Raw genomic sequence first — 13,303 nt, 5'->3', positions numbered from 1 at the left:
TCCTTACTTCAGCTCGTCGATGGCAGCGCCGAAGTTCAGGTGCAGCACCTGGCCTTCGACCACCAGGGCGGGCACCGACCTGACCCCGGCCCGTTCGGCTTCCGCCACCCGCGCGGGCTGTTCGCCGAGGTGGACGACCTCGACCTGTACCTCGGCGGCCAGCAGGTTGAGCAGGGTCTGTTCGGCCGATACGCAGACGGGGCAACCGGCGTGATAGAAGCGGGCGTGAGTCATGATGAGTCTCCTGTCGGGTGTTGGTATCGATTCGATACTTACGCAAAGGTTACGCCTGAAGCGGTCTTTGTCAATATGGTATTTAGTCGATACTATGTCTCGACAGGAGCGCTATATGACCGACACGACTCTCTTCGACCTGCTCGAACGGCTGTCCAGCCTGACCCGCATCTGGTTCCGCCAGCACCCGCTGCTGGCCGAGCTGCAGCCCATCCAGCTCAGCGCGCTGATGTACCTGGCGCGCTGCAACCATTACTCCAACACGCCGCTGGGGGTGACCGACTACCTCGGCCTGACCAAGGGCACGGTGTCGCAGTCGCTCAAGGCGCTGGAGGCCAAGGGGCTGATCGCCAAGACCCAGGACGCGCGCGACAAGCGCAGCGTGCACCTGGCGTTGACCGATCCGGCCCGGGCGCTGCTGCAGGCGCTGCTGCCGCCGGACTTCCTCGCCGCCGGCGAGGCGCGTATGGGCGAGCGCGGCGTGCAGCTGCAGGGGCTGCTGGGCGAGCTGCTGCGCGAAGTGCAGCGCAGCGCCGACGTGCCGAGCTTCGGCCTGTGTGCGAGCTGCCGTTTCCACCGGCAGGTCGATGGCCAGCCGTTCTGCGGCCTGACCCAGGAGCCCCTGGCGCCCGCCGATGCGGGGCTGATCTGTCGCGAACATCAGGCCGCCGAGGTCGCCGCATGAGCCTGCCCGGCATTCGTCTCGACGCGCTGCTCACCACCGTTGTAGCCGTTCAGCGGACCGGGTTCGCGCAGCGCCATCGACAAGCGGCCGAATAGCCCCGCACGGGCCGTCGGTCGCCAGCGCGGCAAGCGCATACGGAGGCTTCTAGACTGCATTGGCGCGTTGATCTGCGGTTGTCCAGCACCGGCGCAGGGCGCTTTTCTGGGGGCAGCATGAGCCGGCTGATCTGCGCCGACTTCGACGAGTTCGAAGAGGCCTTGTATGGGGTGGAGGGGCATTACGTGCTGCGTTCGCGGCAGCAGCGTGACTGGCGCTTGCGCGTGGTCGAGCTGGACGGCGTGGCCCTGATGTTCGGCCGCGAGGGCGCCGGCACTGTCTACAGCGGCGTCGGCCTGCCCGGCTTCTTCAATATCTTCCTGCCGCTGAGCCGGCACGAGTGCACCGTGCTCGGCGGCCAGCGCCTGGACCGGCGGCTGCTCGGCTGGATGGTGCCCGAGGCGATGTTCCATATCGACGCCAGCCAGCCGGCCAGCTGGATGACCGTGGCCATGTCCTGCGAACTGGTGCTGCGCTGGGCGCAGCAGCACGAGGACGAGTTCGACACCGCGATCCTCTCGCGCAATCTGCTCTGCCTGGCCCAGCAGGACCTGGCGCCGCTGGTCTGGCTGGCGCTGCGCATCGACCACTGCGCGCCGCAGGAGCTGCACGCCCCGGCGGCCGAGTGCGCGGCGCGCGGCGAGCTGCTGGATCGGGTGTTCCGCAGCCTGCTGCCGGTAACGCCGGCGCCAGCCGCTGGCGCTGGCCGGCACCACCACCAGTCGATCCTGCGTCGGGCTTTGGAATTGCTCGACGCCATGGCGGATACCCCGCTGCACATGGCCGACCTGTGCCAGGCCTGCCACACCTCGGAGCGCACGCTGCGCAACCTGTTCACCCGCTACCTGGGCATGAGCCCGCACCGCTACCTGATGCAGCATCGCCTGCCCGCGATTCGCCGCGCCATCCTGCACGCGCCGGCGGGGGAGACCATCACCGAGATCTGCGCGCGCTTCGGCGTGTGGGACTTCGGTCGCTTCGCCGGTCTCTACCGGCGCTACTTCGGCGAACTGCCGTCGCAGTCGCTGCGCAGCCGTCGTTCGCCGCCGGCCTCGCTCAGCCAGGACTGACACCACGCAGCAGGGTGGCGCTGGGGTACTCGCCGAACAGGGCGTGGTAGTCCGCCGCCATGCGCCCGCAATCGGTGTAGCCGAAGCCCCGGGCGATCTGCATGACGCTGGCCTGATGCGGCTCGGCGACCGCCAGGGCGGCGCGCAGCAGGTGCAGGCGGCGCAACCGCAGATAACGTGCCGGCGCCATGCCCAGGGTGGCGACGAAGGCGCTGCGCAGGCTGCGTTCGCTGACCCCGAGGGTGCGGCACAGCTCGGCCAGGCGCGGCGGGCGTCCGCAGCCGAGCGGCAACGACTCCAGCACCCGTTGCAGCAGGCGCTCGTGGGCGGCCTGGCGGGCGCGTTGGCGCGGCGTGATGCGCGGTGGCATGGCGGTGTCCTGGCGAGGGCGACGGCCCCAGGCTGCGCCGCGACGAGCGCTGCGGCTACGTAAAATAGGCAAATCGTCCAGGCTGAGCAGCTTTGCCGATTTTACGTAGTCGGCCGCTGCTGAAGGCTGCCAGCATCCGACCATCGCTCGCCATCCGCTGCCCCGGCATTCGGCGTCCTGACGAGCCCCCGGAAGTGTTCGAGCTTTTTCGACGCGCGTGGAGGCGATATGAGTCTGTCGAAGCGCAGCATGGGCATCCTCTGCCTGGTCCTGGCCGCCGCCGTGCGGGCCGAGGCGCTGGGCCCGCAGCTGCTCGAGGTCGAGCCGTTCGCCGAGCTGCCCGCCGGGGTGCGCTACCCGGAAGGGCTCGCCGCCAACCCGGGCAACGGCGAAATCTACGTCGGCACCTTCGATGCGCGCGAACCCGCCAGCACACGTAACAACCAGCTGCTGCGCTATGCCGCCGATGGCCGGCTGCTGGCGCAACGCGCCTTTGCCGCGACGCCGCTGACCGGCCTGGGATATGCCGACGGCCAGGTCTACATCCTCAATTTCGGCGCCGGCAAGCTGCAGCGCATCGCGGCCGATTTCAGCGCGACCAGCCCGGTCGAGGACCTGCTCGACTTCCCCCGGCTCAGCCCGGCCGCGCCCGCCCCGCGCAGCGTGGCCAACCCGGACGGCAGCCAGGACCGCATCCACTTCGGCGCCAGCGGCATGCCCGCGCCCAACGGCCTGGTGTTCGCCGGCAATGGCGACCTCTATGTGTCCGACTCCTTCCAGGGCGCGCTGTACCGTATCGCCGACGCCACGCGCTGCAAACCCCGCGCGCTGGAGGTGCTGTCGCGCGATCCGCTGCTGGCCACCGCGGGCTTTCTGCCGTTCGGCGCCAACGGCCTGGCCTTCAGTGCCGACGAAAGCCGGCTGTACATCAACAACGCCGGCGACGGTCGCCTGCTGCGCCTGCACCTGGCTAGCGGCGAGCTGCGGGTGCTGGCCGAGAGCCTGCCGGGAGCCGACGGCCTGCTGTTCCACGACGGCCTGCTGTGGCTGCTGGCCAATCAGGTCGACCAGCTGCTCGGCCTCGACGAACGCGGCCTGATCCGCGTGCGCGCGGGCGGCTTTCAGGGCATCGCCGGTAACGGCGCGCCGCGCGGCCTGCTGTTTCCCGCCAGCAGCGTGGTGCAGGGCGAGTGGATGCTGGTCAGCAACCTGGCCCTGCCGTTGACGCCCGTCGAGGGCGACGAGTGGGAGGAACGGGTGAGCACCTGGAACCTGATGCGCGTGCGCCTGCCGCCGTCGCTTAGCAGAGGAGCGTCTGCCGATGCCGCAATACCCTGAACCACCGCTGAACCACGGCCGTCGCCACCTGCTGCTCGGCTCCGCCGCGTTGGCCACGGCGCTGCTGTTACCCCTGGGCGGTTGCGCGCGTGGCAACCGCCCCGCCGTAAGCCACCCGCAACCCGAGAATGGAGAGCGCAAGACCATGGGCACTATCACCACTCGCGATGGCACCGAGATCTACTACAAGGACTGGGGCAGCGGCCCGGTCGTGGTGCTCAGCTACGGCTGGCCATTGACCTCCGACAGCTGGGAGGCGCAGATGATGTTTCTCGCCGGCAACGGCTACCGGGTGATCGCCCACGACCGCCGCGGCCACGGCCGCTCCAGTCAGCCCTGGAGCGGCAACGAGATGGACACCTACGCCGACGACCTGGCCCAGTTGCTCGACCAGCTCGACGTGCGTGGCGCCGCGCTGTTCGGCTTCTCCACCGGCGGCGGCGAGGTGGCGCGCTACATCGGCCGCCACGGCACGGCGCGGGTGGCCAAGGCCGGGTTGATCGCGGCAGTGCCGCCGCTGATGGTGCAGACCGAGGCCAATCCCGGCGGCCTGCCGCTGGCGGTATTCGACGGCATCCGCGCCGCCTCGCTGGCCGACCGCTCGCAGCTGTACCGCGACGTCGCCAGCGGCCCCTTCTTCGGCTACAACCGTCCCGGCGCCAAGGCCTCCCAGGGCGTGATCGACGCCTTCTGGATGCAGGGCATGATGGCCGGGCACAAGAACGCCTACGACTGCATCAAGGCCTTCTCCGAAACCGACTTCAGCGAAGACCTGAAGAAGTTCTCCATCCCCACCCTGATCCTGCACGGCGACGACGACCAGATCGTCCCGGTGGACGCCGCTGCGCGCGCCTCGGCCAGGCTGGTGCCGCACGCCGAGCTGGTGATCTACCCCGGCGCCCCGCACGGCATCACCGACACCCACAAGGAACAATTGGGCGCCGACATGCTGGCCTTTCTGCGCGGCTGAGCCGGACTGCGGGAGCGGTCTTTTACCAGGAGCGAACCATCATGAGCCTTGCAGATTCCGCTACTACCGCCGCCAACCGGTTCGTCGAGGTCGACGGCCGCCGCCTGGCCTATCGCGTCATCGGCGCAGGCACGCCACTGCTGCTGTGCCTGCGCTTTCGCGGCACCATGGACGACTGGGACCCGGCCTTCCTCGATGCGCTGGCCGCGCGGGATTTCCGCGTGCATGTGTTCGACTACAGCGGCCTCGGCTGCTCCACCGGGCAGCCGAGCTACGATCCGGCCGCGCTGGCCAAGGACGTCCTCGATCTGATCGGCGCGCTGGGGCTGGGCCGCCTGGTGCTGGGCGGCTGGTCGATCGGCGGCGTGGCGGCGCAACTGGTGCTGCTGCAGGCGCCGCACCTGCTCAGCCACCTGCTGCTGATCGCCACCACGCCGCCCGGCCCGCTGGTCAAGACCGGCGAGCCGCTGTTCTATGAGCTGGCCGCCCGCGACAACGATTTCGAGGATTTCGTCAGCCTGTTCTTCGAACCGACCTCGGCCAGCAGCCGCGAGGCAGCGCAGCGTTCGGCCGAGCGCATCGCCCGGCGCAGCGACGGGCGCTGCCCGCCGGTGCCCTTTGCCTGGGCCGCGCAGTTTCTCGGCGACGGGCCGCGCAACCCGATGTTCCCGCTGCCGGCGGCGCTGGAGGCGCTCAAGCGGACGCAAACGCCGGTGCTGCACCTGGGCGGCGACCACGACATCGTGTTTCCGGTGGAGAACTGGTACGCGCTCAATCGGACGCTGCCCACCCTGCAGCTGCTGACCCTGCCCAGCACCGGGCATGGCCCGCAGCTGCAATACCCCGAGGCCAGCGCCGCGCATATCGCCGCCTTCGTTGCCGGCTGAGGGCGAGCGCGCGGAAAGAGGTGGTGCGGCGCCACCGCGAGGCTGGCCTCGCCCCGTGTGGGAGAGGCCAGCCTGCCGCGTCAGGGCGACAGCGGTTGTGCGCCGCTGGCCATTCGCCGGCGGCGCATCAGGCCGTAGTAGCTCAGCGCCGGCACCAGCAGGCCCACCGCCCAGGCCAGGTCCACGCCGCCCAGGGCGCTGGCGATCGGGCCGACGTAGAGCGCGGTGTTCATGAACGGCACCTGCAGCACTATGGCCAGCACGAAGCTGGCGCAGGCGATCAGGTTGACCCGGCCGTAGCGGCCGCGCGGGTCGAAGATGTCCGCCACGCAGTACTCGCCCTTGCGCAGGCAGTAGTAGTCCACCAGGTTGATGGCGGTCCAGGGGATGAGGAAGTAGCTCATGAAGAAGATGAAGTTGAGGAAGAAGGCGATGAAGTTCTCCTGACTGACGCTGCACAGGGCGCTGGCGATCAGGCTGATCAGCAGCATGAACGCGGCGCGCACCCTGGGCGTCACGCGCAGGCGGGCGAAGGGTTCGATCACCGTGACCGTGGACATGAAGGCGCCGTAGAGGTTGAACACATTGATCGCCACCTGGCCGTAGACGATGAACAGGAACAGCGGCAGCGCGCCCGGGCCGAACAGCTGGGCCAGATGGCTGCCGACGTTGTCGGCAAAGCCGCCGATGCCCACGCTGAGCACGGCGCCGAGGATCATCATCCAGGCGCCGCCCGCCACCGTGCCGGCATAGCTGAACCAGAACACCCGGGCCGCCGGGGTGGCGCTGGGCAGGTAGCGCGAGTAGTCGGCGACGTAGGGCGCGTAGGACAGCTGCCAGGTGACTGCGATGCTCACCGCGACGAGGAACTGCGGCAGCGCGAAACCGGCCGGCGACCACTGCCCGGCCGGGATCGGCAGACCCAGGGCGAGGGCGCTGGCGGCGAGAAACACCAGCACCGAGAGCAGCGACAGCAGCTTCTGCAGGCGGTGGATCAGGCGGTAGCCGTAGAGCGCGACGACGAAGCACAGCGCGCCGATCAGGTAGATATTGCCCGTGCCGCCCAGCGGGCTGACCGACTCGATGGCCTGCGCCGCCAGCAGGGTGTTGCTGACGAAGAAGCCCAGGTAGATGAGCATCACGAACAGCAGCGGCAGCACCGCGCCGAGCACGCCGAACTGGGCGCGGCTCTGGATCATCTGCGGGATGCCCAGCCTGGGGCCCTGGGCCGAGTGCGAGGCCATGAACACGGCGCCGATCAGCGAACCGAGGACGATCGCCAGGGCGCTCCAGAACAGGTTCAGACCGAGCATCACCGGTAGCACGCCGGAGGCGATGGTAGTGATGTTCATGTTGGCGCCAAACCAGATGTAGAACAGCGAACCCGGCTGGCCGTGGCGTTCGTTTTCGGGAATGAAATCGATGCTTCTTTTCTCGACTTGCATGGCGATTACTCCTGTTCCCGGCGCTGCAGGCCGAGGCTGGATTCGAGGCGGGCGATGGCGGCGGCGAACGCGGCCGGCTGGTGCGCAAAACTGTCCGGCGCCGTCGGCCGGCAGGACGCGAAGGGCTCGCCACGCAGGGCGCGCAGGTACTGCTCGGTGGCGAACAGTTCGATGGCATAGACCCAGTTGGCCATGATCAGCAACGCCGCATAGTGGGCCGCGCCGGTGGTGCTGGTGCAGGCGTCGGCGATCAGTTCGACCCGGTAGCCGAGGGCGAAGGCGTCCTGCACCGTGGCCAGCACGCAGGCGTCGGTGAGCACGCCGCTGACCACCAGGGTGCGGATGCCCTGCCGGCGCAGGCGCAGGTCCAGGTCGGTGCGGTGGAAGGCGCTGTAGCGCGGCTTGTCGATCACCGGCTCGCCCGGCCGGGGCGCCAGGGCCGCGAGGATCTCCACCTGGCGGCTGCCGGCGCGGTAGCTCTGCGGCCGGCCTTCGGCGTCACGGGGCTCGCCCTCGGGCAGGTCGGCGCCGTCCGCGGCGTTGACGTGGCGGCTGTAGAGGATGGGGATGCCGGCCTGGCGCAGGGCTTCCAGCAGGCGGGCGTTGTTGTGGATGACCCGGGCGAAGCCATGCAGGGGGAAACCGTCCTCCTGCTGCATGTCGATGACCAGGCAGGCTCTGTCTCTGTTCATAAGCAACTCTTGTTGTTGTTCGGCCACGAATACGCGTCGACGGGCAGCGTCGGCCGGGCGCACGAAGGCACCATGGCGCGACGACGCGGTGTCGGACGCGGACGAAATTCAGCGAGGAGAGTTGCTTAGCGGACTATCTGCCAGAAGCCGTTCTGCTTGGCGGAGACGCAGGCGCGCAGGCGCTTGATGAGGACGCGGCCACGCAGGTAGGCCAGGGCGGCTCCCTGTGGGCGCGGGGGGAAGGCGAGGTCGTTGGCGTTCATTGTTGTCGACCACCTGCAGGGTTGTGGAGGCCCCCGACGGGGCTGCCTGCGGGGCGCCGGGAAGGCGCGCCCGCAGGGGTGGAACTTAGCGGAACGCCGGCATCACGTGCTGGATGAAGAGCTGCAGCGACTTCTTCTTCTCGGCGTGCGGCAGGCTGTTGTCGGCCCAGAAGCTGAACTCGTCCACGCCCAGCTCCTGGTAGTGGCGGATGCGCGCGATGATTTCTTCCGGGGTGCCGATCATGGTGTTCTTGCGGATGTTGTCCAGCTCGAACTCCGGGCGCTCCTTGAACTTCTCTTCCGGGCTCGGCGGCAGCAGGCCGTTGACCGGGGTCTGCTTGTTGCCGAACCAGGCGTCGAAGGTGCGGTAGAACTTGGAGATGGCCGCGGCGCCGACCTTCCAGCCGTCCGGGTCGTCCTTGGCGTGGACGTGGGTGTGGCGCAGCACCATCAGTTGCGGGCGCGGCACCTCGGGGTTATTGGCCAGGGCGGCCTCGAACTTGTTCTTCAGGTCGACCACTTCCTCGTCGCCCTTCATCAGCGGGGTGACCATCACGTTGCAGCCATTGGCCACGGCGAAGTTGTGCGAGTCCGGGTCGCGCGCGGCGATCCACATCGGCGGGCCGGGCTGCTGCAGCGGCCGCGGCGAGGAGGTGGCGGTGGGGAACGTCCAGATCTCGCCGTCGTGGGCGACGTCGCCCCGCCACAGCGCCTGGACCACCGGCACCATCTCGCGCAGATACTTGCCGCCGTCGGTGGCCGGCATGCCATTGGCCATGCGGTCGAACTCGTACTGGTAGGCGCCGCGGGCCAGGCCCACTTCCATGCGCCCGTTGCTGATCACGTCGAGCAGGGCGCATTCGCCGGCGACGCGGATGGGGTGCCAGAACGGCGCGATGATGGTGCCGGCGCCGAGGCGGATGGTGCTGGTGCGCGCGGCCAGGTAGGCCAGCAGCGGCATCGGGCTCGGCGAGATGGTGTACTCCATCGCATGGTGTTCGCCGATCCACACGGTGCTGAAACCGCCGGCTTCCGCCAGCAGGGTCAGCTCGGTGAGGTCTTCGAACAGCTGGCGATGACTGGTCTGCTCGTCGTAGCGCTCCATATGCACGAACAAAGAAAATTTCATGATGCGTTCCTCGAACCTGTGTCTGGTTGGCCATGGCCTGGCCGACTGTGGTGGCGCTCGTATCGCGCTCGGGTTGTTATGGATCCACTGGCGCCGAAGCGGCGCGGCAACAAGGCAAAATGGGTCGTTGTGTATTGGTATACCATAATACTGTATATCTGCAAGGCCTTTTTACCCTGAGCCATCCGCCCTTGCACTAACCCTAGGTCGAGCCCGGCATGCGCGCCGTCGGGCAGCCAGACGGCAGTCGCTCGATTCCCTCGCCGGCGCCTCGTTAGCCGCGCCAATAGCGCGCTCGGTCATCCGCCGTCGGCCTGCGAACGCATAAAAAGGCAACACGTTGCCCTGTGGTGGTAAATCTATAACCCATCATCAGACGCTGGATGGCCGCTATTGGGGTTGCAAGTGAGAACACCCGCACAAACGGAGTGAGGGCCTCTATTGCGATGGTTTCACTGCTTGCCATGCATTAATCGGTGAGCTAGCGTCTCCTCTCAAACGACCGTTTGCCTAGCGGTATCTGTGCCAAGGATTGCTAATGACAGATGAACACCCGGGAATGGGTGCGACTCCCTCCGTGGATAGCGGCCTTGCCTGCCTGGTAATGCTTGCGCGTTTCCATAACGTTGCTGCCTCCCCCGAACAACTCACCCACGAATACGCCGAAGACGGGCGCATGTTTGGCCGCGCCGAAATGCTGTTGGTGGCTAAAAAACTGGGTCTGAAGGCCAAGTCAGCACGCAGCTCTCTTTCCCGTCTTAGTCATACTCCGCTGCCGGCAATTGCCAGTGACCACGAGGGACGCTTCTTTATTATTGCTCGCCTAGATGACGGCAAGGCACTGATCCATGACCCACAGGCACAGCGTCCTGAAGTCATGAGTCTCGAAGAGCTGGAAGCACGCTGGACCGGCGAGCTGATCCTGATCCGCTCCGAAGCCTCACTGGCTGGCGATCTGGCGCGTTTCGACTTCAGCTGGTTTATTCCGGCCATCGTCAAGTACCGCAAGCTACTGGGTGAAGTGCTGCTGGTGTCCTTTGTGCTCAATATTTTTGCACTGCTCACCCCTCTGTTCTTCCAAGTGGTGATGGACAAGGTGCTGGTACACCGAGGCCTGACCACCCTGGACGTGATCGCCATCGGCCTGCTTGGCATCATGATCTTCGAGACCCTGCTATCGGGCCTGCGCAGTTATGTGTTCGCCCACACAGCCAGCCGCATTGATGTGGAGCTGGGCTCTCGTTTGTTCCGCCATCTGGTAACCCTGCCGTTGGCCTATTTCCAGGCAAGGCGGGTCGGCGATTCAGTCGCACGGGTACGCGAGCTGGAAAACATTCGCAGCTTCCTCACCGGCAACAGCATCACCCTGATTCTGGATGTGCTGTTCTCCGTGGTGTTTATCGCCGTGATGTTCATGTACAGCGGTTGGCTGACCTTGGTGGTCATTTTGTCGTTGCCGCTGTATTTCATTGTGTCCCTGCTGATCACCCCGGTGTTGCGTGCCCGGCTGAACGAAAGCTTTACCCGTGGCGCAGAGAACCAGGCCTTTCTGGTGGAAACCATTAACGGCATCGACACCCTCAAGTCGATGGCGGTGGAGCCGCAGATCAACCGCAAGTGGGACAACCAACTGGCGGGCTACGTAGCTGCCAGCTTCAAAACCCAAACCCTTTCCACCATCGCCAATGAAAGTGTTGGTTTCATCGGTAAGCTGGTGACCGTCACGACCCTGTGGCTGGGCGCACGATTGGTGGTCGAGGGTGACCTGAGCGTCGGCCAGTTGATCGCGTTCAATATGCTCGCCGGCCGGGTGTCGCAGCCGATCATGCGCCTGGCCCAGCTGTGGACCAACTTCCAGCAGACCGGCGTTTCAGTACAGCGCTTGGGCGATATCCTCAATACCCGCACCGAACTGTCCCAAGATTCGCGCAGCGCACTGCCGCCACTGCGCGGCGATGTCGAATTCGACCAAGTGCACTTCCGTTATCGCCCGGATGGCTCCGAAGTGCTGCGCGGTATCAGCCTGACTATCCAGGCCGGCGAAGTGATTGGTGTCGTGGGGCGCTCCGGCTCCGGCAAAAGCACCCTGACAAGGCTGCTGCAACGCCTCTACACCCCCGAGCGCGGCCGTGTGCTGGTGGACGGTATGGACCTGGCCCTGGCTGATGTATCGTCCTTGCGCCGGCAGATCGGTGTGGTGCTGCAGGACAATATGCTGTTCGCCCGCAGCATCCGCGAGAACATTGCGCTGGTCGACCCCGGCACGCCGATCGAAGCGGTGATGCATGCCGCCAAGATGGCCGGCGCCCACGACTTTATCCTCGAGCTGCCGGAAGGTTATGACACCGTGGTCGGCGAACACGGCGCCTCGCTGTCCGGTGGCCAGCGTCAACGCATTGCCATCGCCCGCGCGCTGATTGGTAATCCGCGCATCCTGATCTTCGACGAAGCCTCCAGCGCCCTGGACTACGAGTCCGAACGCATCATTCAGCAAAACATGCAGGCCATCTGCAAGGGCCGCACCGTAATCATCATCGCCCACCGCCTAAGCGCTGTACGCGATGCCAACCGCATTCTGGTTATGGATCGCGGCCAGATAGTCGAGCAGGGCAGCCACGCCGAACTGCTCGCCCACCAAGCCGGCCACTACTCACGCCTACACCGCTTGCAGCAAGGCGGTGCGGCATGAGCGCCAAACGCGACTTGATCAACCGCTACCGCCAGGCCTGGCGGCACTCCTGGCAAAACCGCAAAGCCATGGATGCACCGGCGCGGCTAAACCACGAGGTGCAATTCCTTCCTGCGGCCTTGGCCTTGCAAGAACAACCGGTGCATCCAGCGCCACGTTATACCCAGTGGACCATCATGGCTTTTGCTGCCCTGACTCTGTTGTGGGCCTGCGTGGGCGAAATAGATGTGGTCGCCACAGCCAGCGGCAAGATCGTCCCCAGCGGTAAGAGCAAGGTTATCCAGCCCAGTGAAGTGGCGGTGGTCAAAGCCATTCATGTGTACGACGGGCAGCAAGTCAAAGTCGGTGACTTGCTGATCGAACTGGACACCAGCATGACCGGTGCCGATGTCGAGCGCCTGAATAGTGATCTGCTCGCCGCCCAGGTCGACAGCGCCCGCGCCCAAGCATTGCTTGATGCCATTCAGCATAACCGTGCACCGACAAGCTTGGCGCAACTGATCCCCCAGGCCAACGCCGAACAGCAACTGGCGGCGCAACGCTGGCTGCAAGGTCAGTACCTGGAACTGCAAAGCACTCTGGAGCAAAGTGCGGCCGCTATCGAGCAACGCACTGCCGAGATCCAGGCTGCACAAAGCACGGTGGCGTCACTTGAGCTAAGCCTGCCGATCACCCGTGAGTTGGCTGCCGACTACAAGCGCCTGCTCGAACGACAATTTGTCGCCAAACACGCCTACCTGGAAAAGGAACAGATTCGCCTCGACCAGGAGCGTGAGCTCAGCACCCAACAATCTCGGGTACGCGAACTCAGCGCCGCGAAAAAGGCCGCACAGAGCCAGCAGAACAGCGTCATCGCCCAGACCCGTCGCGCTATGCTCGATCTGCAGCATGAGTCTCAACAACGCGCCGCTGCACTCACCCAGGAACTGAAGAAGGCTCAACAGCGCGACAGCCTTATGCGCCTGACCGCCCCGGTGGATGGCACCGTGCAGCAATTGGCCATTCACACCAATGGCGGCGTAGTTACCGAAGCCCAGCCGTTGATGGTCATCGTCCCGAGTGACCAGCCAGTGGAAGTGGAAGCCATGCTGGAGAACAAAGACATTGGCTTTGTAAGGCCCGGGCAAACCGTCGAAATCAAAGTCGAGACTTTCATCTTCACCAAGTACGGCGTAATCGATGGCGTCGTGCAAAGCATCTCCAGCGATGCAATCGAAGATGAACGCTTGGGGCTGGTGTACAGCGCGCGCATACAACTCAAGAGGAACACGATTCAGGTGGGTGAAAACCTGATTGCCCTTTCACCGGGTATGGCGGTCAGAGCAGAGGTAAAGACAGATAAGCGCAAAGTGATTGACTACTTCCTTAGCCCGCTAAAGCAGTACACCGCAGAAAGTTTAAGCGAGCGCTGAGGCGCGACTGGCCAGAGCCAAAA

The 13,303-nt window shown here is 65.8% G+C and carries 13 protein-coding genes; 7 read left to right on the top strand and 6 right to left on the bottom strand.

What is annotated here, in order from left to right; genetic code table 11:
* Positions 1-3: 3 nt before the first annotated feature.
* Entirely contained in the window at positions 4-234 is a 231-nt protein-coding gene (locus ACIGKL_RS06425) for a glutaredoxin family protein (protein WP_397485851.1), read from the bottom strand.
* Between the two features lie 115 nt (positions 235-349).
* Here ACIGKL_RS06425 and ACIGKL_RS06420 point away from each other — a divergent pair, with 115 nt between their 5' ends.
* The gene (locus ACIGKL_RS06420; RefSeq protein ID WP_397485850.1) at positions 350-919 is read left to right on the top strand and encodes a MarR family winged helix-turn-helix transcriptional regulator; all 570 of its coding nucleotides are present in this window, start codon (positions 350-352) and stop codon (positions 917-919) included.
* A gap of 212 nt (positions 920-1,131) precedes the next feature.
* Positions 1,132-2,085 (top strand): helix-turn-helix domain-containing protein, encoded by a 954-nt coding sequence (locus ACIGKL_RS06415; protein ID WP_397485849.1) that lies wholly within the window; start codon positions 1,132-1,134, stop codon positions 2,083-2,085.
* On the opposite strand, the gene ACIGKL_RS06410 is transcribed toward ACIGKL_RS06415, so the two are convergent.
* Complete coding sequence (locus tag ACIGKL_RS06410) at positions 2,072-2,455, bottom strand: helix-turn-helix domain-containing protein (RefSeq protein WP_397485848.1); 384 nt, start codon at positions 2,453-2,455, stop codon at positions 2,072-2,074. The two genes, ACIGKL_RS06415 and ACIGKL_RS06410, sit on opposite strands and share 14 nt — an antisense overlap.
* Before the next feature lie 228 nt (positions 2,456-2,683).
* Here ACIGKL_RS06410 and ACIGKL_RS06405 point away from each other — a divergent pair, with 228 nt between their 5' ends.
* The 3 genes from ACIGKL_RS06405 to ACIGKL_RS06395 all read left to right on the top strand — a co-directional run bounded on the left by ACIGKL_RS06405 (position 2,684) and on the right by ACIGKL_RS06395 (position 5,650).
* Positions 2,684-3,793: an SMP-30/gluconolactonase/LRE family protein gene (locus tag ACIGKL_RS06405; RefSeq protein ID WP_397485847.1), complete on the top strand. Its 1,110-nt coding sequence runs from the start codon at positions 2,684-2,686 to the stop codon at positions 3,791-3,793.
* 145 nt (positions 3,794-3,938) lie between these two features.
* Positions 3,939-4,763: an alpha/beta fold hydrolase gene (locus ACIGKL_RS06400; protein ID WP_397486259.1), complete on the top strand. Its 825-nt coding sequence runs from the start codon at positions 3,939-3,941 to the stop codon at positions 4,761-4,763.
* Between the two features lie 41 nt (positions 4,764-4,804).
* Entirely contained in the window at positions 4,805-5,650 is an 846-nt protein-coding gene (locus ACIGKL_RS06395; protein WP_397485846.1) for an alpha/beta fold hydrolase, read from the top strand.
* 80 nt (positions 5,651-5,730) lie between these two features.
* On the opposite strand, the gene ACIGKL_RS06390 is transcribed toward ACIGKL_RS06395, so the two are convergent.
* The 4 genes from ACIGKL_RS06390 to ACIGKL_RS06375 form a co-directional block, all read right to left on the bottom strand.
* Positions 5,731-7,095 carry a purine-cytosine permease family protein gene (locus ACIGKL_RS06390; RefSeq protein WP_397485845.1) on the bottom strand — a complete coding sequence of 455 codons (1,365 nt, stop codon included), beginning with the start codon at positions 7,093-7,095 and terminating at the stop codon, positions 5,731-5,733.
* A 5-nt stretch (positions 7,096-7,100) separates the two neighbouring features.
* Positions 7,101-7,787 (bottom strand): cysteine hydrolase family protein, encoded by a 687-nt coding sequence (locus ACIGKL_RS06385; RefSeq protein WP_397485844.1) that lies wholly within the window; start codon positions 7,785-7,787, stop codon positions 7,101-7,103.
* 125 nt (positions 7,788-7,912) lie between these two features.
* Positions 7,913-8,050, bottom strand: coding sequence for a hypothetical protein (locus ACIGKL_RS06380; protein WP_397485843.1), 138 nt, complete (start codon positions 8,048-8,050; stop codon positions 7,913-7,915).
* 85 nt (positions 8,051-8,135) lie between these two features.
* The gene (locus ACIGKL_RS06375; RefSeq protein WP_397485842.1) at positions 8,136-9,179 is read right to left on the bottom strand and encodes an LLM class flavin-dependent oxidoreductase; all 1,044 of its coding nucleotides are present in this window, start codon (positions 9,177-9,179) and stop codon (positions 8,136-8,138) included.
* A gap of 538 nt (positions 9,180-9,717) precedes the next feature.
* On the opposite strand from ACIGKL_RS06375, the gene ACIGKL_RS06370 reads away from it, so the two are divergent.
* The gene (locus ACIGKL_RS06370; RefSeq protein ID WP_397485841.1) at positions 9,718-11,868 is read left to right on the top strand and encodes a type I secretion system permease/ATPase; all 2,151 of its coding nucleotides are present in this window, start codon (positions 9,718-9,720) and stop codon (positions 11,866-11,868) included.
* Positions 11,865-13,280, top strand: coding sequence for an HlyD family type I secretion periplasmic adaptor subunit (locus tag ACIGKL_RS06365; protein ID WP_397485840.1), 1,416 nt, complete (start codon positions 11,865-11,867; stop codon positions 13,278-13,280). Before ACIGKL_RS06370 ends, ACIGKL_RS06365 begins: the two co-directional genes overlap by 4 nt.
* Positions 13,281-13,303 lie beyond the last annotated feature (23 nt).

This window comes from Pseudomonas sp. NPDC077186, from assembly GCF_044543505.1.
Taxonomy (GTDB): Bacteria; Pseudomonadota; Gammaproteobacteria; order Pseudomonadales; family Pseudomonadaceae; genus Aquipseudomonas.
This window is presented reverse-complemented; position numbering and strand designations above follow the sequence as displayed.